At 32.4% G+C, this 20,279-nt stretch carries 15 protein-coding genes and 1 pseudogene; 2 read left to right on the top strand and 14 right to left on the bottom strand.

The window, feature by feature from the left end; genetic code table 11:
• Positions 1-118 precede the first annotated feature (118 nt).
• The 10 genes from MMB68_RS25790 to MMB68_RS25745 form a co-directional block, all read right to left on the bottom strand.
• The gene (locus MMB68_RS25790; RefSeq protein ID WP_277549564.1) at positions 119-1,324 is read right to left on the bottom strand and encodes a hypothetical protein; all 1,206 of its coding nucleotides are present in this window, start codon (positions 1,322-1,324) and stop codon (positions 119-121) included.
• A 211-nt stretch (positions 1,325-1,535) separates the two neighbouring features.
• Positions 1,536-2,744, bottom strand: a complete 1,209-nt coding sequence (locus MMB68_RS25785) for a hypothetical protein (protein ID WP_277549563.1) — start codon at positions 2,742-2,744, stop codon at positions 1,536-1,538.
• 353 nt (positions 2,745-3,097) lie between these two features.
• Positions 3,098-4,021 carry a polysaccharide pyruvyl transferase family protein gene (locus MMB68_RS25780; protein ID WP_277549562.1) on the bottom strand — a complete coding sequence of 308 codons (924 nt, stop codon included), beginning with the start codon at positions 4,019-4,021 and terminating at the stop codon, positions 3,098-3,100.
• A 64-nt stretch (positions 4,022-4,085) separates the two neighbouring features.
• Complete coding sequence (locus tag MMB68_RS25775) at positions 4,086-4,784, bottom strand: galactosyltransferase-related protein (protein ID WP_277549561.1); 699 nt, start codon at positions 4,782-4,784, stop codon at positions 4,086-4,088.
• Between the two features lie 98 nt (positions 4,785-4,882).
• The gene (locus MMB68_RS25770; protein WP_277549560.1) at positions 4,883-5,758 is read right to left on the bottom strand and encodes a hypothetical protein; all 876 of its coding nucleotides are present in this window, start codon (positions 5,756-5,758) and stop codon (positions 4,883-4,885) included.
• 1,490 nt (positions 5,759-7,248) lie between these two features.
• Positions 7,249-7,665 carry a hypothetical protein gene (locus MMB68_RS25765; RefSeq protein ID WP_277549559.1) on the bottom strand — a complete coding sequence of 139 codons (417 nt, stop codon included), beginning with the start codon at positions 7,663-7,665 and terminating at the stop codon, positions 7,249-7,251.
• A gap of 771 nt (positions 7,666-8,436) precedes the next feature.
• A complete protein-coding gene (locus tag MMB68_RS25760) occupies positions 8,437-8,949 on the bottom strand; it encodes a hypothetical protein (RefSeq protein WP_277549558.1) in 513 nt (170 codons plus the stop codon).
• 502 nt (positions 8,950-9,451) lie between these two features.
• Complete coding sequence (locus MMB68_RS25755) at positions 9,452-10,765, bottom strand: UDP-glucose dehydrogenase family protein (protein ID WP_277549557.1); 1,314 nt, start codon at positions 10,763-10,765, stop codon at positions 9,452-9,454.
• Positions 10,766-11,166: 401 nt separating this feature from the next.
• Positions 11,167-12,324, bottom strand: coding sequence for a YheC/YheD family protein (locus tag MMB68_RS25750; protein ID WP_277549556.1), 1,158 nt, complete (start codon positions 12,322-12,324; stop codon positions 11,167-11,169).
• Between the two features lie 70 nt (positions 12,325-12,394).
• Positions 12,395-12,568 (bottom strand): hypothetical protein, encoded by a 174-nt coding sequence (locus MMB68_RS25745; protein WP_277549555.1) that lies wholly within the window; start codon positions 12,566-12,568, stop codon positions 12,395-12,397.
• A 1,017-nt stretch (positions 12,569-13,585) separates the two neighbouring features.
• Between MMB68_RS25745 and MMB68_RS27500 the strand changes: the two genes are divergently transcribed.
• Complete coding sequence (locus tag MMB68_RS27500) at positions 13,586-13,678, top strand: HNH endonuclease (RefSeq protein WP_346780488.1); 93 nt, start codon at positions 13,586-13,588, stop codon at positions 13,676-13,678.
• A 175-nt stretch (positions 13,679-13,853) separates the two neighbouring features.
• Here MMB68_RS27500 and MMB68_RS25740 read toward each other — a convergent pair whose 3' ends face one another.
• Entirely contained in the window at positions 13,854-14,399 is a 546-nt protein-coding gene (locus MMB68_RS25740) for a hypothetical protein (RefSeq protein ID WP_277549554.1), read from the bottom strand.
• Between the two features lie 447 nt (positions 14,400-14,846).
• Between MMB68_RS25740 and MMB68_RS25735 the strand changes: the two genes are divergently transcribed.
• Positions 14,847-17,111 carry a glycosyltransferase gene (locus MMB68_RS25735; protein ID WP_277549553.1) on the top strand — a complete coding sequence of 755 codons (2,265 nt, stop codon included), beginning with the start codon at positions 14,847-14,849 and terminating at the stop codon, positions 17,109-17,111.
• Between the two features lie 732 nt (positions 17,112-17,843).
• On the opposite strand, the gene MMB68_RS25730 is transcribed toward MMB68_RS25735, so the two are convergent.
• From MMB68_RS25730 to MMB68_RS27600, 3 genes and pseudogenes are all read right to left on the bottom strand, one after another.
• Entirely contained in the window at positions 17,844-18,203 is a 360-nt protein-coding gene (locus MMB68_RS25730) for a hypothetical protein (RefSeq protein WP_277549552.1), read from the bottom strand.
• 392 nt (positions 18,204-18,595) lie between these two features.
• Positions 18,596-19,018: pseudogene (locus MMB68_RS25725) on the bottom strand (hypothetical protein).
• Between the two features lie 94 nt (positions 19,019-19,112).
• On the bottom strand, positions 19,113-19,280 hold the full coding sequence (locus MMB68_RS27600) for a hypothetical protein (RefSeq protein ID WP_481861952.1): 168 nt from the start codon (positions 19,278-19,280) through the stop codon (positions 19,113-19,115).
• Positions 19,281-20,279: the final 999 nt, after the last annotated feature.

The following is a 20,279-nucleotide window of genomic DNA, read 5'->3' as shown; positions in this document are numbered from 1 at the left end:
AATAAACCGTTATTTCAAAGCACATGGTGGATGTTTATAAAGAGGGAAACAATATATTCGAGGATCAATAAATAGGGGTTATAATTTGCAGTTATTTTCTAAGGGCATACTAACCATCTTAACTAAAAAAGTCTTTTCTTCTACGTTGAAAATTAACTTTCACAATCCATTGACAAAAATGATAGTATTCAGAATTTGCATCTGGCATCTTAACACTTAACTTTTTTTGGAGAATCTTCCATTGAACTTTATTTAATTTCATGAATGACTTTTTATTTTTCTTCATATATTGTAATAATTTTTCATTCATAGTAAAACCATGATTACTTGGATTTACCCCTTCTGCAAGAAGATTGGCCATTGTACGAGCACATTTTTCACACTTTCCGCAGTTTTGTCCTTTTTTTGATTCCCAGCATACCCTTAATTGTAGTTTAGAGCCTTTTTTCTTTATATAATCTGTGATAATTTGTATCTTATCAAACCTATTTAGCCTCGTACCGTCTAAATTAATCTTTGTCTCACCCCATTTAATATTATTCTCAATTAATGGATGTGATCCCCATGACGTGGAATATAATTTGTTATTATTTGATAAAAGAGGTGTGGAAGCAAAATGAATTTTATTCATACCCTTAATAAAGGATAAAGGAGCAGATAAACCTACTAGGCCCAAACCATGTTGAATTCCTCCCCACCATCCTCTAAGACCCTGCTTAGCATAGTCTTTATTAAGGTTGCTTTCATTTAGAAAAGTTCTTAGGTTTGATTGAATAAAGAAGGGGGTAAGTCCGTGCTCTTTGGCAAATTGTTTAGTATGATTCTTTACTTTATTCCACCCTTCCTTTTCTGATAATGGTATATCTGCTCCTCTAACAGTTAGTAAATAGGGATTCTCTTGACTTTTTCTTATATACGAAGCTATAGAATCTACTCCTCCACTAAAAAAAAGCCCACTTTTTTTCTTTCCATATCCCTTATTTTTTTTAATTTTTTTATATTTTATGTCTCCCTTAAAAGAATGTTTGGGATATAACTTTTGGAAAGAATTTTTTAATACATTCATCGCTTCCAAAAATTGTTGATCAATTTCTTCAACATAGATATCAGCTCCTGTAATCCACGCAACGGGGCAAATATTTGATAAAGCGGGAATGATAAGAATACTTTTAGGAACAGAGTCTATATTTTCATTTAATTCCATATAAAAAGTTTTTTCTTTAAAATACCTGCCCACTTTTCCTGAACAAATAAAACGACAATAAAGTTTATTTCCACCTTTGACTTGAGGAAGTTCTAGAACTATCTTATTTTGAATGCTCATTTAATACAATCTCTCCTTACACGTGATGAATACTGTTACTCTAATGACAAAATGATTTTCTTATTCTTGTTTCACTTGAATTGTGTGGTTTAAAAACTTTATTTCATACTAATTAGTTGAGTGTATCTATATTTTATAAGGTTTATTGCTATTACCTTAAGTACAAATTAAGTACAAATAATGAAAAAAATCAAGAAAAGTTATAGATTCATTATGGTTTGTGCCGGAAGTTGGTTTTCAAAATCCATTGACAAAAATTATAGTATTCAGAACCCTTATCTGGTAAGGTTTTACGTAACTTGTTTTGAATCATTACCCACTGCGATTCTTTGTTCTCATTTAACCTAGTGAATAACTTTTTATTTCTTTTCATGGATTGTAACAAATTCTTATTTATTCTAAAACCATGATTACTTGGATTTACCCCTTCCGAAAGTAAACTAGCCATTGTTCGAGTGCATTTTTCACACTTTCCACAATTGCTTCCTTTTTTCGATTCCCAGCATACTCTTAATTGTAAATTAGGATTTTTTTTCTTGATATATTTTGCAATAACTCCTATCTTATCAAGCCTACTTAGATCCATACTTTCCAAGGCGACCTTTGTAACCCCCCACTTAAGGTTATTCTCAATCGATGGATGAGAACCTTCAGGCTCTGGAGTAAAGTTTAGATAATTATCAACTGATATTATACCTGGTGAAGATGCAAAATAAATTCTATTCATTCCTTTAATAAAGGATAAAGGGGCGGATAAGCCCACTGTACCTAATCCATGCTGAATCCCTCCCCACCAACCTTTAAGACCATTTTTAGAGTAATCTTTATTAAGGTTGCTTTCATTTAAAAAAGATCGAAAATTAGATTGAATGAATAAAGGATAAAGCCCATTTTCTTTTGCAAATTGCTTATTATTATCCCTTACTTTCGCCCATCCTTCTTTTTCTGATAGTGGTATATCTGCTCCTCTAACAGTCAATAAATACGGCTTTTGACTTTGTTTTCTTATATACGCTGTTACAGAATCTACTCCTCCACTAAAGAAAAGTCCACTTTTTTTCTTTCCGTATCTTTTGTTTCTCTTAACTCTTTTATATTTTATATCTCCCTTAAAAGAATGTTTGGGATATAGCACTTGAAAAGATTTTTTTATCGTATTTAGTGCTTTTAAAAATTCTCCATCAATTTCTTCGACATAAATATCGGCCCCTGCAAGCCAAGCAACAGGACAGATATTTGATAAAACAGGAATAGCAAGAATACTCTTCGGTACAGATTCAATATTGGCATTTACTTTCATATAAAAGGTGTCTTCTTTAAAATACTTGCTTACTCTTCCTGAACAATTAAATTGACAATAGAGTTTATTTCCATCTTTGACTTTAGGAGAATCTAAAACTATTCTATTTTGTTTTTTCATTGGAAAATTCTCTCCTTTTTAAACAAACTCATTGATTATCTAAAATTCGACTAATTGATTATATAAATGGGTAATGTGATATGTGTATAATATTTTTATCATCATGCATTTTCATTTAGTTAGGATTGTAAAATACAAATTCTTTAATAACGGGCCTTCCACTATAAAATAATTTTGCATATCGAAATACATAATTAAAGAAATCTACGTTATTTTTAGTTCGAATGACAAAAACCTGTCCATTCTCAGTGAATTATCCAGATTTATTTCACTTTAAATTAATTATGGTCTTTTACCCATTATTCGCAATTAGCTTACAGCTGGGCAGCAGTGCTTAATTATGATAGTTTTCATTACTTAATAAATTTTGTTTTGTTTATGTTATGAGTCCATGCACGATAATATTGGTAGTTCTTACCATAAGAATTATCATACAATGTATTTTCTTTATTTAATAAACAAGCCAAAATATGACCATGTAACCTTGTTGTAATCACTTTATTATGAGTACTAAATAATAATACTGCTTTATTAATTAAATAATCACTAAATTTAGACCATGAGGCAGCATTATTAACCTTCTTATTCTGGTATTCTTTTTTTATTTCTTGGACTCTTTTAGAATCCTTTTTAGTTACCAAGTCATTCCAATCAAAAATATCTTGATTATTTCCAATTTTAAATCTATTTTTCTTATTAACTTCTTTATCTGTACGCAATAAATAGAGGTTTTTTTTCTGTGAAGGATTTGGAGGGGTTAGAGGCCAGAGTTCATGAGCCATATCTGGTGAAAGGTGTATATTTTTACTAAATCCTTTTAACTGCTTTAAACTCCGTTTATCTCGGGCATAAATATGAAGATCTGGATGTTTACTAAATAGTTTTTTTGCTTTTATATAGTTGTTGTTATCTTTGAAATATAAGGTTTGAGGTAGTATTACAATACGATGGTTAGGATATTTTGAGATAACGGATTCTCTAAAGCGTTGATGACTCACCCATAGATCCCCAAAATTACCTCCACCATGAAAAACAATAATGCAATCTTTAGGAATTGATAAGTTTTCTGGAAAGTTAAATACTGAGTACCTTGCCTTAACTTTTATGTTATTATTCTCAAAAAATTTTTCGCTTCCTTTATAGATTAATAAGTCACCAACGTTTGTATGCAAGGGATAATCAAGGTAATATATTTTAGAACCAGAAGGAATTACTTTTAAGATATTACGTAATTGATCTTTTAGTTTCCCCATTGGATGTTTCTTATCTTCTGTCATCTTTACTTAACCCCCCATTTAATATGATTTTTCTTATTTAAAGATCAAACTATAAGAGCTTTCTTTACTTTTTACGTTCGTTAATCAATTTTTTCATTTGCTTTACATTTCCATTTGCTTTTTCGTATCTCTTATATAATTTATTATTATTTTGGATATTTGGATTGCCTTTAGGTCCTACTTTAGGATGCCATAAATGATATATAGAATTATTGTCAATTCTTTTATAAGGTCCACACAAAGTATTCATTGCGTCGCTAAACGCGTTATCTTCTCTTCCCCAACCTCTAAACCTTTCGTCAAATCCTTTAACACTGTTAAAATTTTTACGGGTAACAACTACGACTCCACTTACTGGTTTAACAGCTTTATCTCCAAAGCGCTCTGTAGATTTAACTTTTGTTGAAAAAGGCCATTTAGGAGAACTCCCCAACAATTTTGTAGTGCTTGCTTGTGAGATGTCTAACCATTTACCATAAGGAATAATCCAAGCATGTTTACTAAGCAGCGGAATAGCTTTAATTAAAATTTCTTTACTATATATAACATCTGCATCAGCTATAACAAATATAGATCTTGTTGCCTTTTTAGCTGCTCTATTTATTGCTTGCGATCGGTTAAAAGGTTCACTTTTACTTCTACCAATACATAATTCAACTTCCGGCATTACATTTTTGTAGTAGGATATTACCCATTTGAATAATTTATCCCTTAGGCCTCTGTCTGGTTTATATGGGATTAATACTGATACTTGATTTAACATTTTTATTCCTCCTTACTCTTACCATGTCAGAACGACTCTATCTTAAGATCACTTATAAAATAACGTTTAAGTAAAACCAATAATCTATTAGTTTTATTTCATTTAGTTCGAAAATACTTATAGAACCAATCTTCTAGCTTTTCTCCTTGTATACCATAATCTTTAGCCGAGATTCCCGGATCTTTATTACCCTTTAACATACTATTATTGTCACCATGTGAGAGGACCCAAATTACAAAAGGCAGAGTAATCATTTTATAGTCTTTGTTAAGTTTTTTTAGACGATCTGGGGATTTTGGGTGTGCCTTCAAAGTCAAGGTAGCAAAAATATTACCTTTCTTTTTCTTAGGATTAGGAAAATCTTTCTTAGAGAAATAAAATAGGGCGTTAGTTCCACATTTTTTATAGAATTCACCTGTTTCCCATATTTCTTTCCGTCCAATATTTGTTATTAAACCTTTCTCTAATATGAAAGCATTGGAAAATGGCTGGGATCTTATATATTCTACAAATCTGTGATGTATCCAGTCATCCGCATCAACGGCCATAAAATATCCCGAAAATCCTACTTTATACAAATACTCACCTATTTTTCTTCGTTTACGCATTTTATCTTGTGTGAACCCTTTTGGACTTGTAGGTGAAGAAAATTTAACTGGTAACCACTTAACTCGCTTATCCCTTAATTCTTTAATGTTTGGTTTATTGTGCCCCGCAATTACGACACGAAAGTGTTGGTCAGTATTCCTAAATATTGATTTTAAGGTATTTGATAAGTTTTTCTGTACCTTGTTCCAATTACGAGATACCTTTTTACTCTTAAGTGAAATTCCAAAAGCAATTTCTTTATTGTTTGGTGATGTATTTACCTGTGTCTCGATATCTGAATTAAGTTCTTTGAAATATTTTTCCACTTCATCTAACTGCTTCTTAATAGGGGACTTAACTTTTCCGGTTTTCTTTTGCTTCGCCACCTATTTTTCCTCCTTTTCCGTAGATCCATATTAGATAAATCTAAAAAATCACTCCCACTTACTAGTAATTAGATCCTGATATTAAGAGACCATAATAAAAATAGAAACTTAGATTCCTGCTAAATTAACGTGTATGATTTAAGTTGAGAGAGTTTATTTACAAGTTCACTTGAAATCTAGGCAGACTTTACCCTTTGGTAAATCTGCTTCCTTTAATCATATGCAGTGCTTGAAGTCTGGTGCAGAAAACTTGAACAATTCCCTAAATTTAGACATATTAATATTATTACTTTGAAGAGGGAATATAACTGGCATAAGAACCAACAATTTAAGTAAAAGGACACCTTATTAACTGCCCTTCCTTATTATCAAATGGGTTCTATTATAAAACCTTACTTTATGTAATTTTTTAAAAAATATAGTATTACTTATTATTTTTTATTTATATAATTATTAAGGAATTCGCTTAGAAAAAAGAGAAAAGTATAATAGATTAATTTACAAATACAAAGTCCCAAATATCCTAAATACTATAGGTGGGTATGATATGTTCAAAGTCCCTAATCTTATTCAATATATACCTATTATGATAGAACATACCATTCGCTAAATATATTCAATAAATAGAATTTTCGCAATTCAAAACTATGAAACAGGTTGTAATATCATTGTTTATACAACTTGAATTTAATAAAGAAGAGATGCCTAGTTATTATTCATTACTCAATAGAATTTCATTGAGATGTATAAAACGAGTATAGTTAGTCGGGAGGTAGTAGTCCTAACTCGAGGATAAGCTTCTTTCTTAATTCTTTTTTATTATTACAATAAGTAAGAAGCAACAATACTAATTGTCTTCGATCCCCCCATAACAATAATCACGTTAATCTAACTAACATTCATCCCAAAAATAGACACTCTTCAAAGAATAAATCCAATTACCGAAAAGTGTTCCTTGACTATCTTCCTTGTTTTACTTGCTTGACTCATAGTATGCCCATGACTATTTTGTGTTTAATATAGGTGGTAAATTATCATACAAGCCCGTAGTTGGTTCAATACCAAGAAGAAAGATTCGATAGAACCTAACAATTTTTCTGAGATTTAAATTTTGTTTACTTTAACTAATAGAATATAACGTATTAGAAAGTATTATTAGAAAGTAGAAGATTCTCTTACATTCTCCCTTTAGCATTTAATTATGATGGAGAGAGAAGAACTGTATTGAGCCAATGTTTTACACAGAGATCTATTCTTGTCCGACGTTAACCTATTCTTTAACAATAGAATTACTGGATTACTCAAGGAAACTGCGAGTGGATGTATATCAAGTCTGGAACATAAATAAGATTAATACACATTACAAACGTACCTTGTTATTAATTCACTGATATCCCTAGAATAAATTTGTTATGTTTTGTTATATAACTGAACAAAACCAAATAATTTTACTCTTACGGATTTCTTATTTTAAAAAGATTAATTTATTTTTACTTTTTGATTAATCTCCAGTGTACATCCGCATTTTTTCTTGTGATTTTTGTTCTTACATCCGCATTTTTTCTTGTGATTTTTGTTCTTACATCCAGATTTTTTCTTGTGGTCTTTGTTCTTACACCCGCATTTTTTCTTGTGGTCTTTGCACTTACATTCACATTTTTTCTTGTGGTCTTTGCACTTACATTCACATTTTTTCTTGTGGTCTTTGCACTTACATTCACATTTTTTCTTGTGGTCTTTGTCCTTGCAGCCACACTTTTCCTTGTGGTCTTTGTACTTACATTCACATTTTTTCTTATGGTCTTTGTCCTTGCAGCCACACTTTTCCTTGTGGTCTTTGCACTTACATTCACATTTTTTCTTGTGGTCTTTGTCCTTGGATTCCCATTCTTCCTCATGCTCTTCATGCTTATAATCACATTCTTTACAATTGGAGCTTTTTATATATTTTTTAATATAATAATCATTCACTTTATCACTTCCTCCATTTGAATTCCTTGTTATTATATTCACTGATCTCAAAAATGCTTGGATGCTTGTCTTAAAACATTAGACCTATTTTCCAAAATATAGTCATTAACACATTGATAATTTCTCGTAAATTCACTTACATTATTACAAGCCGCAGAGAACAGAAATAGAATTATGTTATTGCTATTCAACTTTCTCATAAAAAAAAACCCTATTTGCCAAATAGGTTTTATCTACTTCACCATTTTTAAATTAAATGAGTTTTTATTAATTTTATTGCAAAAAATCTTTCTAGATAAAAAATCTCCTAACATAGGGAAGATGGTGTGCGAATCAAATTGTTTACCACTCCGTTTGAAATGTCTATAGTTCACTTAATTCTTGATAAATGTCTACTCCAATGTCAGAAAATCTTTGCAGCTTCCTTAAATACATTAATCCAAAAGCTTATATATTCGAGAATAGTCTGAGGAGACAGATAAAATGAGCCTATTATTCACCTTTTTACTTATTAAATATGTAGATTTCTTGTTTAGTTTATTACACCTCGAAGTATCTCAAAAAATACTTATAATGGAAAACAATTTTAAATTATAGGCATATAAATTTATTACCAAAAAATCAGACCGTTAAATGACAGCCTGATTTTTGAATTATATACCCAATATTACCTTTTGAAGTACGTTTAGAAATAGCATCAAAATGATTTACCAATCCTCATTAGTATCTTCTACGTAAAAAATACCAGCAATGTTATCACTACATTCAACAAATGTTCCTTTTACAGGGATAGATTCTGATTCAGAATCCAGCATTTCTCTGTCAAAGCTGAAAACTCCCAAACCGGTCTCCGGGTTAAAACTTTCCAAAGTAAAAACAGTTGGATCCATCCCATCCACTGATACAGGTTGTGAAGTGTGCTTATTCAGTAACAGTAACTTATTTTCATCTTCCGAAAAAAAGTCCGTATCATCTCTGTTAGCAATTTGATCTAATAACTCGCAAACACAGCTTTTATACACAGGTTCATTACTTTCCCATAATGTATCTGTACTTTCATCTAGCGTGTCAACACTTTCATATGATACATCTATAGGCTCATATGGTATAATAATTCTTTCGTACGAATTATCAGTGCTTATTCTTTGAACAACCTTTGCCTTTCTCACTTTAATTTCTTTCATAATATAATACTTATTTTCATCTTCAGATAAGCTCATGGTAAACCTCCTTCAAAATGGACACACTTGCTCATTACTAAGTTCCATTAATTTAATGTATCTTTTGCTTATAAACATTAATTAACTACATAAATAAGATAAAGAATGGATAAATCTATTTTTATTTCTAAACTATAATTAACATCATTTAATGGAATTTCATTCAATAACATAAAGACCCTTTTTTAGATGACCAACATGGAATATATGTATTCATGTACTAACAAAAGTGTGCCTATCCAAGCCAAAGAACTTCTTATAAAAAATCTTTAACCTTGGATGAAAATAAATAGAAGGGTGAGAGGAGATTAAATAATGAAAGAGGCTATTAAGAAATGTTATTAGCCTCTTTATTTTTAATTAAATTCTTTCTAAGAATAAATAAGTGTGTATCCTGACTTCAGAAGTTTTATATATGAGGGGAGATAATTGAAGAAATTAGGGGGAGGTTTATACAATTATTCACATTAGAAATAGCAACTAGTCTTATCCCTATTGCAAATTAGGATTCTCTTAACACACTGGGCCTTCCTATTGAGTGATACTCTACATGAAAACTCTTTGCATCCTTTAATGAAAAACAATTTCGTCCATCGAAGATAATCGGATTTTTCATTAACTGAACTGCCTTTTCTAAGAAAAATTCAGTGATTTCTTTCCACTCTGTTAGTATAAAGACAACATCTGCCTCTAGAAACGCTTGTTCCAAAGAATCTACATAATTTATTTCTTTTGGTAAAGTCTCCTTTGCCCTCTCAATGCCTACTGGATCGTACGCAATTACTTTGGCACCTTCCCTCAGTAATTGCTGTGCGATATAAATAGAAGGTGCTTCTCTCATATCATCAGTGTATGGTTTAAAAGTTAATCCTAATAAAGCTATCCTCTTGTCAATTAAACTCCCAAAACGTATCTTTGCTTTTTCTACCAGTACGGACGGCTGCCTTTCATTTACTTTAATAGTAGATTTAATAATTTCTAGGTTATACTGAGCATTTTCGGCAATTTTAACCAATGCACTATTATCTTTTGGAAAACAGGAGCCCCCATATCCAATACCAGCGTTTAAAAAGTGTGAACCAATTCGTTTATCAAGTTTCATTCCTTTTGTGACATCTTCAATATTCGCTCCAACTTTATCACATATGTTAGCTATTTCATTTATAAAACTAATTTTTGTTGCTAAAAAAGTATTAGATGCATATTTTATCATCTCAGCACTATAAATATCTGTTTTGAATACAGGAATATTTAATGGCTTATAGACTTCTTCAAGAATATGTGCAGCTTGTTCATTATTATGACCAATAATAATTCGATCTCCATGAAAAGTATCATTTATTGCTGAACCTTCACGTAAGAATTCAGGATTGGAAATGACCTGTATTTTAAATTCAGTGGTTAAATTATTTACTATTAAATCTTTTATATGCATGTTAGTTCCAACTGGGACCGTACTTTTCGTAACAACTATTACATCGTTTGTTATATTTTGAGCGATATCTTTGGCGGCTTGTTCAATAAATTTTAAATTGGCTGAGCCATCAACTCCTTGTGGGGTACCAACAGCTACATATATAATTTGCTTGTTAGCAAGACCTTCTTTATGACTTATGGTAAAGTTTAACCTTTCTTCTTGAATATTCTTTACCATCAATTCATCCAACCCTGGCTCATAAATTGGCGAATTTCCTAATCTCAAGCTTTTCACTTTTTTCTCGTCTATCTCAATACATGTAACGTTATGGCCTATCTCAGATAAGCAAACTCCTGTTACCAGACCAACATATCCTGTACCTATAATGGCTATATCCATGAATCTCCTTCCCTTCTTCATCTTGCTGTTGATTTATACTTAAAATAAGTTGTTAAATTAGTATTAGATCCTTATTTAAGAATAAAAGCAGCTAAACGTTAAGACTCTCGTAGCTATTTTTCTCTTTATTAATAATTAAAATTTATTCCTTTCACTTTTTGAGTGGACATAAAATGCCTTTATTTGACCTATAATTAATATATGTTGAAGTTTTTAGGTGTTATAGGCATTTAACATAATGTATAAACACATTTTTTTAAAAAAGGGTAAAAATTTTTATATTAAGAATGAGCATTGCAAACAGGGCTTCTTAACAAAACTATTAACATTGCCTCTGGCAATGTTTTATAAATTCTTTATTACTTAAAATAATGATGGGAGTTTAACCCCACGCTGTTACTTTATTTCCACGGCCACCACCATTTTTTACTACTTTCTTGCTTTTGCTTTAGTTCTTGTTCTGGCCTTAGTCCTTGCTCTTGCTCTTGCTTTGGTCGATCTGTTAGTGCAAGATAAGAAGCATATTCAAGAGGTCTAATCAATGAATGATCCTGAATTGTTCCACGAAAGGGGAATGGAAGAGGGTTGATTTCAAAGATCCATACGTGTCCATTCTTATCCATACCTAAGTCAATCCCTAAATCTGCCATATGGTATCCAAATTTGTCTAAAACTCTGCAAATCTTTAGCCCAAGGTCAGTAACAGATTTTTCCACATCTTCTATTTTTCCTTTATCATAAGTGATTGTTTTTATAAAATTGCTAATGGAATAGGTTGTTGCAAATTTTGGGATGACATGGCTAATATTTGAAGCAACTCGAACTAATATCATAGATACTTCCCATTGACCTTTACTATTTTTATTCATATTAATCCGAATATCGGTTGCATTTTTAGAGTTTTTCACTGTGTCGATACCCTTCTGTAGAATATATTCTCCAAAGGATAAACTTGGTAAAGTCCATTCCTGAAATTTCTGGTAAGATTTAAAACTTTTTTCTTGCATTTTGTTCCTTTCCCTATAGAAAATTTTGATTTTTCCTTTCTTTTGCAACTTCACGCGGAAAATCCCTCTACTATTATGGGCATGGGAGACATCAATAGGCTTTAAAAAGATATCCTTATATTGGTGTAAAAAAGGATAAAGGTTTGTTCTATATTCTAATTTTTTTGTATCTGGAAGATGATTGCGTAGTTCGTTATCCTTTGCTAATAGGCTCCAACACTCCCATTTATCAAATATGAAACTATTAAATATCTTACGACCAATGACCCTTTCGACCTGTTTCACAACATTATTATCCACATGACATTGCAGATAGATCACGTCAGGTAAGGGATATACTCCTTCTGCCCTGTTAATCTCCCCTCCTATTTTCTCCAAATACCCCCCTCTCACATTACGTCTTGCTAAGTTCAAGTCCTCAATATGAAATGTTATAAGCGTAGCGTCACCAGGATACTGCTCAAGTCTTTCCTTTGCTAGTCTTTCAAATAATGGTTTCGTCTTCGATACACAGATTCCTATAAAGGGGGGCTTTTGCTTATACTGATCCATAATAATCACTCCTAAAAAATCCACCTCTTTGAGTTTGAGGTGGATAAACTGGATTAAAATTATATTTCTATTATGCTGCTACAACACTAAATGTAACGCTAGTCCCTCCAAGAGTAAAGGTAATTGGTGCAAGTGTTTGGCGAGGAATTCCTACTAAGACAACATTACCTATAGGGTCAGGGAATGGAATTGTAACGTTAAGCAAACCATTACCGGTTTCAGTAACACCCACAGTAATAGTCACTGGTTCTGCTCCTGCGATAGTCACTGTTACTGTAACACGTGAAGTTAATACTCCACCCATGTTATATCACCCTCCTTTTTTTATTGTTTTAGGAGGATGGTGACAAAACCAAAAAATATTTAACATGGTTTTGGTTTTGGTTCTAGTTCTAGTTTTATCATTATTAATCACCCTCCCATCAATAGCTTATGTAATTGATGGGAAAATGAAGGGGACAAACGTTCACACATTTTTTAATATTATAAATTTAGGCAGACTAACAAAAAATAGAATATAACATTTTTAAAAAAATTCCAATATATTAAAATAATGAAAGGATCATGAATTATAGGATTTCTGGCCTATAAAGCTAACCTAAACAGACTTAGGTTGAATTGTGTTTGATTCCGAACAAACCTCATCTTATAACCTTTTCAAGATGTTTTACACCCTTCATTTTAGATATTTCTGTCTTAATGTAAAGATCTGTATAAGTTTTGGAACTAAGGGTGCCCCAAGAGATAATGAAGCTGAAAGAACCATCAATTCCAACTATGATACTGTAAGTCAATATTAATTGAAATCTAGAGGTTTTGTTTAATGATATATAATGGTCTATAACGTCAACAGAACGCGCAGAGTAAAAAGAATAATGGAATTCTCCTTGAAGAAAAAATTTGCCAATAAGTATAAGTCTACACTTAACAAGAGATACAAGAAATACAAATCAACTAGGCTTATAAAAAGAAAAGAATAACAAAAAGAACTCGAGGCCATTCAGATAGCCGTGGAGGGAGGAAAGAAAAAGTCTCTTCACTAATAACCTACTTTGGTGGATTTGGAATTAAATTTCAAAAGGATGCAAAGATTGAAGATACATCAAAGCAAATCTACAACACAAGAAGTCAATTAATAGATAGATTATTAATTGACACTTGCGAACCTTTCAGTTTTCATAAAAAAATTCAAATGCACCACGTTAAAAAACTAAGAGACCTAGGAAAAACAGGCAGAAAACAAGCCAACTGAGGAAAGAGCATGATAGCTATGAACAGAAAGACATTAGCCGTCTGTGAAAAATGCCATATTAGCATATATTCAGAGACATACGATGGAAAGAAAATTGACTAACTGTTAACTACTGGGGGGCGAAATGAGTAGGAAACCCTCACATTTCATTCCGCGAGAGGAGCCCACGTATGGTTCTTAGGGGAGTTAGGGGCAGTGGAGCTCTGTTAATGTTTTTTTCTATTGAAAGAATAAAAATATCCACATGTTTTAGGCCTAGATATTTTGGCCATATTTATTATCTGTGTAAAGCCCCAGTATGAGTACTATTACTAACTGTTGCAGTTGCTGTAACGCCTGCTGGAATGCTAACAGTATAGTAGTAATTTACTTCAGCTTCATCATTAATGAGGACATCAACAAATTCCAACGTTACAGCAAAGGCTGTGTTTGCAGTAACTGATACAGTACGCGTATAAATTGTTGGACTTAGAAGTGGATTATGTTGGAGTTTTCTTACTTTATGAATTCTAAATGTAATAGTACTTGGTAAGGTAGCACCGGCTGTAACTGTACTTGAACCCCTTAAATGAATAAGGTCACCATTAAATACTTCTTCAAATCTTAATGTCCCTATTATTTCTTCGACGGAAGGAGCTGTTGTTAGAGAATTAAGAACTACTGATCCAGCTTGGTTAAAATAGTCAAAATCTGCAACTGTTCTGCTAATTTTTTTTTCTTGGTGATGGTCGTATTCTTCATTCCTACAGCAATAATGAGCATGATCGTCTCGAGTGTACCTTTTTTTATGCTTAGGTTTATAATTTTTCTTATAATATTCCATTTTCTCATCCCCCTTTATTAGTGATGAGAACATACCTCAAATATCATTCTATGAATATAAAGTTATACTTGTGGCATGCAAAGAACGTTTTTTATAAATTTCTGTTTGAAAATTAAATTTTTATACTGAAGGATAACTAAAATTTCACAAAATTCCCATAATGTTCTGAAAATTGAAATATCCTATAGTAACAGGCTCGATTCGGGTGGGAAAATTAATGTCTGTAGGATACTTTTTGGCACTCAACCTTTTTTGCCGATAATATCGCTTATGTTAACTCGTAAAAAAAGACCCTATTTGGATCTAGAATTATTCTTCCCATTCTTTATCTAAATGGGCTAAGAATTGTATTCCAGTAAAGTAGAAAGGGACTGGGAGTATGCCGTTGCTATATTTTATTGTTAGAATATAATGACTTTATAGTATATTTATAAGGAAGTGTTGTGAATGGAAATTGATGTAGGTATTGTTATGCCTGTATATAGACAAGAAAGTAGTCTATTTAGAAAAGCAATAGAATCAATTATTAATCAAAAGTACTCCTATTTTCATTTGGTTATTGTAATTGATGGGGTTACACCTAATGTAATTAGCATTGCAAAAGAATATGCCTCGAAAGATTCAAGAATAACAATGATTCCAAAAAAAGATAACAGTGGAACTAACGTTGCTCTTAATATTGGATTTAACTTTTTGCAAAAGAATACTAATGTCCAGTACTTGACTTGGGTTTCAAGCGATAATATTTATTATCCTGACTTTGTAGGGGTCTTAAAGGAACGATTAGAAAATTCCCCACCCCATGTAGGTTTAGCATATAGTGGCTTTCACTTAATAGATGATAATGGGAAACACAATAACGCAACCGACTCATGGAATGCACGTCTGAATCAACCAAAAGAAAACTTGATAAACGAGTACTTTATCGGTTACGCATTCATGTATAAGAAAGTTTTTTCTCAAAAAATAGAAGGGTATAAATATATGCCAGTTGAGGATTATGACTATTTTTTACGTTTAACTGAGCATTGCGACATTACATTTATCCCTCAAAAACTTATGGCATTTAGACTTAGCTCTCCTTACAGTAACTCGTTACAAATAAAGAATTCCCTTGAAAAAAGGAGAAGGAGACGATATCTGCTGCATTTAGTGAGGAAGGAAGCACGTCAGCGTAGAAATATTAGCCCTGAGCTTACTATCATCTTTCCAGTATCAGACTCCCCTTTACAAGCAAAACAAGAGCTAGAAAAAGTGTTGGAACAATCATTTTCAAATTATAAATTGATCATTCATGATCTCACCTCCAATGGAGAATTCCATTCAATAATTAATGAGATTCCTGATGTGCGGATACAGTATTTATCAACCCCTAACGGTACTTTAGATAATATTTTATTAAAAAGTCTAGAATTAGCGGATACACGGCTAGTAATGTTTTTTCGGAGAGGAAACTTTCGCAATTATTCACATCTCAAAGAATTGGTGCATTCCTTTAATAGCAATCCTTCTGCGATCAAAATATCGGATAAATTTCCTGAGTTTGGAAAAGTTTATAAAAAAAAGACGTTATCTGAAAATCAATATACTGGATCATTCGGAGAAAAATCTAAAAAAAAGACGTTGCCTGAAAGTCAATATACTGGACCATTCGGAGAAATATATAAGAAAAAGGCGTTGTCTGAAATATATAAAAAGAAGGCGTTGTCTGGAAAATCTAAAAAAAAGGCGTTGTCTGAAAAATCTAAAAAGAAGGCGTTGTCTGGAAAATCTAAAAAGAAGGCGTTATCTGGAAAATCTAAAAAGAAGGCGTTGTCTGGAAAATCTAAAAAGAAGGCGTTGTCTGGAAAATCTAAAAAGAAGGCGTTGTCTGGAAATCAATATACTGGACCAACAATTGCAAATAACCGCATTATTGTATATATTCCATTTAACAATCTTAATGTTCAAAAGACACTACCCAAAAATCTTCATTCAAATTCCCCCAAAGAAAATACACATTTAACAGAGGAATGGATCAATAAAAGAATTTTTATTTTCATGAATTTTACTTTAAAGAGTTTAATTAACCAATCCAATCAAAACTATCTCGCGTTTATCGTCTATCATGATAGTTCCAGACAGTTTATTGAAAAAGCATTGCAAAATTATCCCAAACTCCCTTTTAATATTAGGTTTGTTTCCAGTAGTGAGTATGAAAAAGCTGTGATAGAAACACTGAACAACTATAAATATTTCTATGAACTTCATCTTTACAGCGATGATGCATACCATAAAAACTATATTGAACAGCTTTATCATTATAGACCTTCCCTTCAAACAAAAGTTTTAATTTGTCAAAACGGCTATATTTACGATTCCATTACAGACGAACTCGCAGAATACTATAATTTGTCAAGTTCATTTAATTGTTTAATCTATAAGGTAACAGATTATTTAAAGGGTGTAAGACATAATATTTTCCAACCATCAGAAACAGGAATATGGACCGGAGCCATAAGGCTTCCACACGAAATAATAAGTGAGCGGGTTTATATTAACCATAGCCACAAGGCTAATTCAGCTTTTTTCCTTAAGGATGAAAAAAGGCGGATTTGGAGAAATAAAAAAGGGGAACCACTAAACTTATTTGGAAAAACGATAACCGATAAAGAGGAAAAACAAAGAATTCTACAGGAGTTTCTAGGGTCCAATTATAGGATGGATACCTAGAGGCTGTAAAGATTTAGCCTAAACCTAAAAAAGTGGCCATTAATTACAATTAAAGGAACCTGTCGCTTATAATAAACTCCAGACAGTATTTTTGAGTTTTTTCAATTTTTTATACCAAGTTCCGCATCTTATAGATACGAACTTAGTAAGCCCTTTGTCATCTGTATAAACAGTGGGGGATCGTAAGATCAAACGATGTGACAGAGAGGATAAAGGATAGAAGAGAAAGCGAATGCCGTGATCTCGAAAGAGAACAGGAAAGCAGGAAATCGTATAACTGGATGGATACTATCGTCCTTACGGACAAACCCATGATAGGCCTGAAACGGAGCTGACTTCTCATTGGTCTCTCATAAGCACATAAGGTTGTGACTATCTTCTGACGAAAGAAACATACTGTTATGTATACCTCTAATTTGGGAATGGACGTACGTTTTACTTACTAATACGGTATATGATGAGAATACGACAGTAAATGGACCTGCAGCAATGGGAGGCTTGAGCCGATGTGTCTTGAGAGGCACCTGCACGCTTCCTAGAGGAGTCAGGGGCAGTTATGCCCCTCGCTTATCCAGCGTAACTAACTTTGTATATGATATACAGTCTAAAAAGGAAAAACTCCTAGGGCCTAATCAAGATAAATAATTCCATGTATTAAAAACAAAAATTCACTATATTGGTAGAAGTATAGTGAGTTTTTATTTTGATTTTGATAAAGGTGCTTTTATGATTTCAAATACAATAAAGAGATACCTCTAATTGGATATATTCTCTCAAAGTATTAAAAATATTCCTTTTTAATTTCTCATTATGGTCCAACAGTTTCGTGTCACAGCCCCCAATAAATGTTTGAGGGGAAATAGGAGCAGTAAAAGTTGTTTGAAATACAGTACTGTACTCACCTGTTGCCATAATAACGATGGTAGCTTCATCTGTTATTGGATTAATTGTATACGGGAAATCAACAGTAAAGTCGCCATCGAGTAGATTTCCGATGGCCTGTGCTGTTCCATCCACTAATGTAGCTATCGTGTTATCAACACAAGCTATCGTTCCACGTCTTCCCTGTGTGAAATTAATGGCATTCCCCACTATCTCCAAAATTGACGTTGAAGTTATTAACAGCCGGATTACACATTGGTCCACCGGTAAAACATTGAACCGCTGAAAAGTTTACCATTTCTTGGTCAATTTAAGGACTCTTACCAGCCTTTTTGAGCGTTAGCATTAGATCATACGCCTTTGTCCGTTCTTTGCGTACCAAACGCAGCAAAACTAACAAATCATACGTATGAAAGCATGAAAGTTCATTAAAAGGGTTCTCAACGTCCTCTAACACCACAAATTCTTTTAGTTTGCTTTTTATATTTAAACTAGCCCCACAAAAGGAGCAGCTTTCTTCTAATCCTTCTGTCCTACAATAACTACATATCAAACTATATTCATCTCGTTTACTAAGAGGAAAAGTAGGCTTAAAGGCTATTTTAGCTTTTAGGGTATTCCTTATTCAGCCGTTTTTGGCGTTGATTCACAATACGTTCCCCTACAACTTTTTTGGCAAGTTTAGTTGCTTCTAGTTCTAGAAGCTCCGTCATCATGATCCCCTCATAGCCATGGTGGAAATACAATCCATTCATCAATTCGATAAGAATTTGTGTGTGTTTATCTGCACTATATGTTCCTAATCGAATCTTTTTAAGTGCACTTTTTAATACATCATGAAGATTCCCACTAACAGCTTCCATAATGGTATCTAACGGCCATTCTTTTTTTCTTCTCGATACTTTTTACAGATATCGATAATCGCTTCTCCTGGGAAACGAAGTTTATGTTCAGCCATATAATCTTTCTTGGATGTATTAATTGGTTTCTTTATCTAGTGTAATCATACGCCGTTGTGTTTCCATCCATCACTCCTCCACATCTCCCATCAGTTCATATAGAATGTTGTTCACCTTTTCAATTGTTATCGCACATTCCTTCATTAATCCAATGTTCTGATCAATGATAGCTTCTAATCTTTTTTTCTCTTGCTACTTGATCATCAAAAAAAGCTAATACTTCGAATTGTTCTTTCAAAAATTTTTGACGGGACATCCCATTTTCTTTCGCTAGTTCATCAACCTTTTGTATAGCAACCGGATCAATATTTCGCAAAAAGATATCCATAAAATCATTCCTTTTCTATCAAATTGCAAAATTTCCAGTAAGAGTAGAGAAGAGCATAAGGGGTTTTTGCCCCCACCATAGGTATGGGGGCTAGGCAAAGCCTAGCAAAACAACGTTTTCATCTCGAAAAAAGTGACCCCATGAAAACTTCCAGTCTGTCGACCTGCTGTTGACCTAAAGAGGATTAAAAACACCTACTGTTGAACCACTGTCGATATGGTTGTTGATATGCTGTACACCTATGTTGACCTACTGTTTACTTAACCCCCTCTCAACTTTTATAAAGCTTTAACAAGCTTTCAAAATATTTCTTCACGATAATTCGTAAAGTTTTGAGAAGAATTCCAAGTAGTTTTTGGTTAAAATCGGTCACTTCTTTCATCGAAGAAACGTTTAATTTTTGTAGAAAGCTGCGTCTCTAATTCTTAATTGTGCTCTCTTCTCTGAACAAAATATCTTGCATTTCTATAACGGAATGCCCATCAAGTGCAAGAGAAAAAACATCTTGTTCAAATGGTGTAAGTTGTTCCAAAAAAGTTTTTTTAAAAGTATCTGACATTCCTCTTCAACACTTTTAAGAGGATTTACTTCTTGTACTAAACCAAAGAACACACTTAAAATATTTCGATACCCATTAACGATTTTTCAGTTTGATTCATGATAAGGCCGTCCTATTTTGGCGGGCAACCCATTTGATAATAAAGGTCCATATTAAGTTCTACATAGGGCGCTTCCTTTGCAGATGAAGTACCCTTTCTTTATTTACTTTTTTCTTATTTTCCTTACGTATTCTTCCGAGGGCTCTTTTTCATATTTCTTAATACTCATATGCTCTTATTTCCTTAAAACGTATTTATTTTGCAGCGTTGCTTGTACTTAGTTTAAAAGATAAATTTATTATAGTAAACAGAGGAAATTTTATGATTAATTCAGTATATAAAGGCAATTAATCATATATATTACATAACCGTATTAAATTTAAAGTTGTAATATTTTACA

The organism is Priestia sp. Y58 (assembly GCF_029522095.1).
In the GTDB taxonomy this organism is placed as follows: domain Bacteria; phylum Bacillota; class Bacilli; order Bacillales; family Bacillaceae_H; genus Priestia; species Priestia megaterium_E.
This window is presented reverse-complemented; position numbering and strand designations above follow the sequence as displayed.

Bases quoted from the DNA above. Each gene is read 5' to 3' on its own strand.
- MMB68_RS25790 (WP_277549564.1), bottom strand. From the start codon at position 1,324: ATGAGCATTCAAAATAAGATAGTTCTAGAACTTCCTCAAGTCAAAGGT.
- MMB68_RS25785 (WP_277549563.1), bottom strand. From the start codon at position 2,744: ATGAAAAAACAAAATAGAATAGTTTTAGATTCTCCTAAAGTCAAAGAT.
- MMB68_RS25780 (WP_277549562.1), bottom strand. From the start codon at position 4,021: ATGACAGAAGATAAGAAACATCCAATGGGGAAACTAAAAGATCAATTA.
- MMB68_RS25775 (WP_277549561.1), bottom strand. From the start codon at position 4,784: ATGTTAAATCAAGTATCAGTATTAATCCCATATAAACCAGACAGAGGC.
- MMB68_RS25765 (WP_277549559.1), bottom strand. From the start codon at position 7,665: ATGAAGAGCATGAGGAAGAATGGGAATCCAAGGACAAAGACCACAAGA.
- MMB68_RS25760 (WP_277549558.1), bottom strand. From the start codon at position 8,949: ATGAGCTTATCTGAAGATGAAAATAAGTATTATATTATGAAAGAAATT.
- MMB68_RS25755 (WP_277549557.1), bottom strand. From the start codon at position 10,765: ATGGATATAGCCATTATAGGTACAGGATATGTTGGTCTGGTAACAGGA.
- MMB68_RS25750 (WP_277549556.1), bottom strand. From the start codon at position 12,324: ATGGATCAGTATAAGCAAAAGCCCCCCTTTATAGGAATCTGTGTATCG.
- MMB68_RS27500 (WP_346780488.1), top strand. From the start codon at position 13,586: ATGATAGCTATGAACAGAAAGACATTAGCCGTCTGTGAAAAATGCCAT.
- MMB68_RS25740 (WP_277549554.1), bottom strand. From the start codon at position 14,399: ATGGAATATTATAAGAAAAATTATAAACCTAAGCATAAAAAAAGGTAC.
- MMB68_RS25735 (WP_277549553.1), top strand. From the start codon at position 14,847: ATGGAAATTGATGTAGGTATTGTTATGCCTGTATATAGACAAGAAAGT.
- MMB68_RS27600 (WP_481861952.1), bottom strand. From the start codon at position 19,280: ATGGATATCTTTTTGCGAAATATTGATCCGGTTGCTATACAAAAGGTT.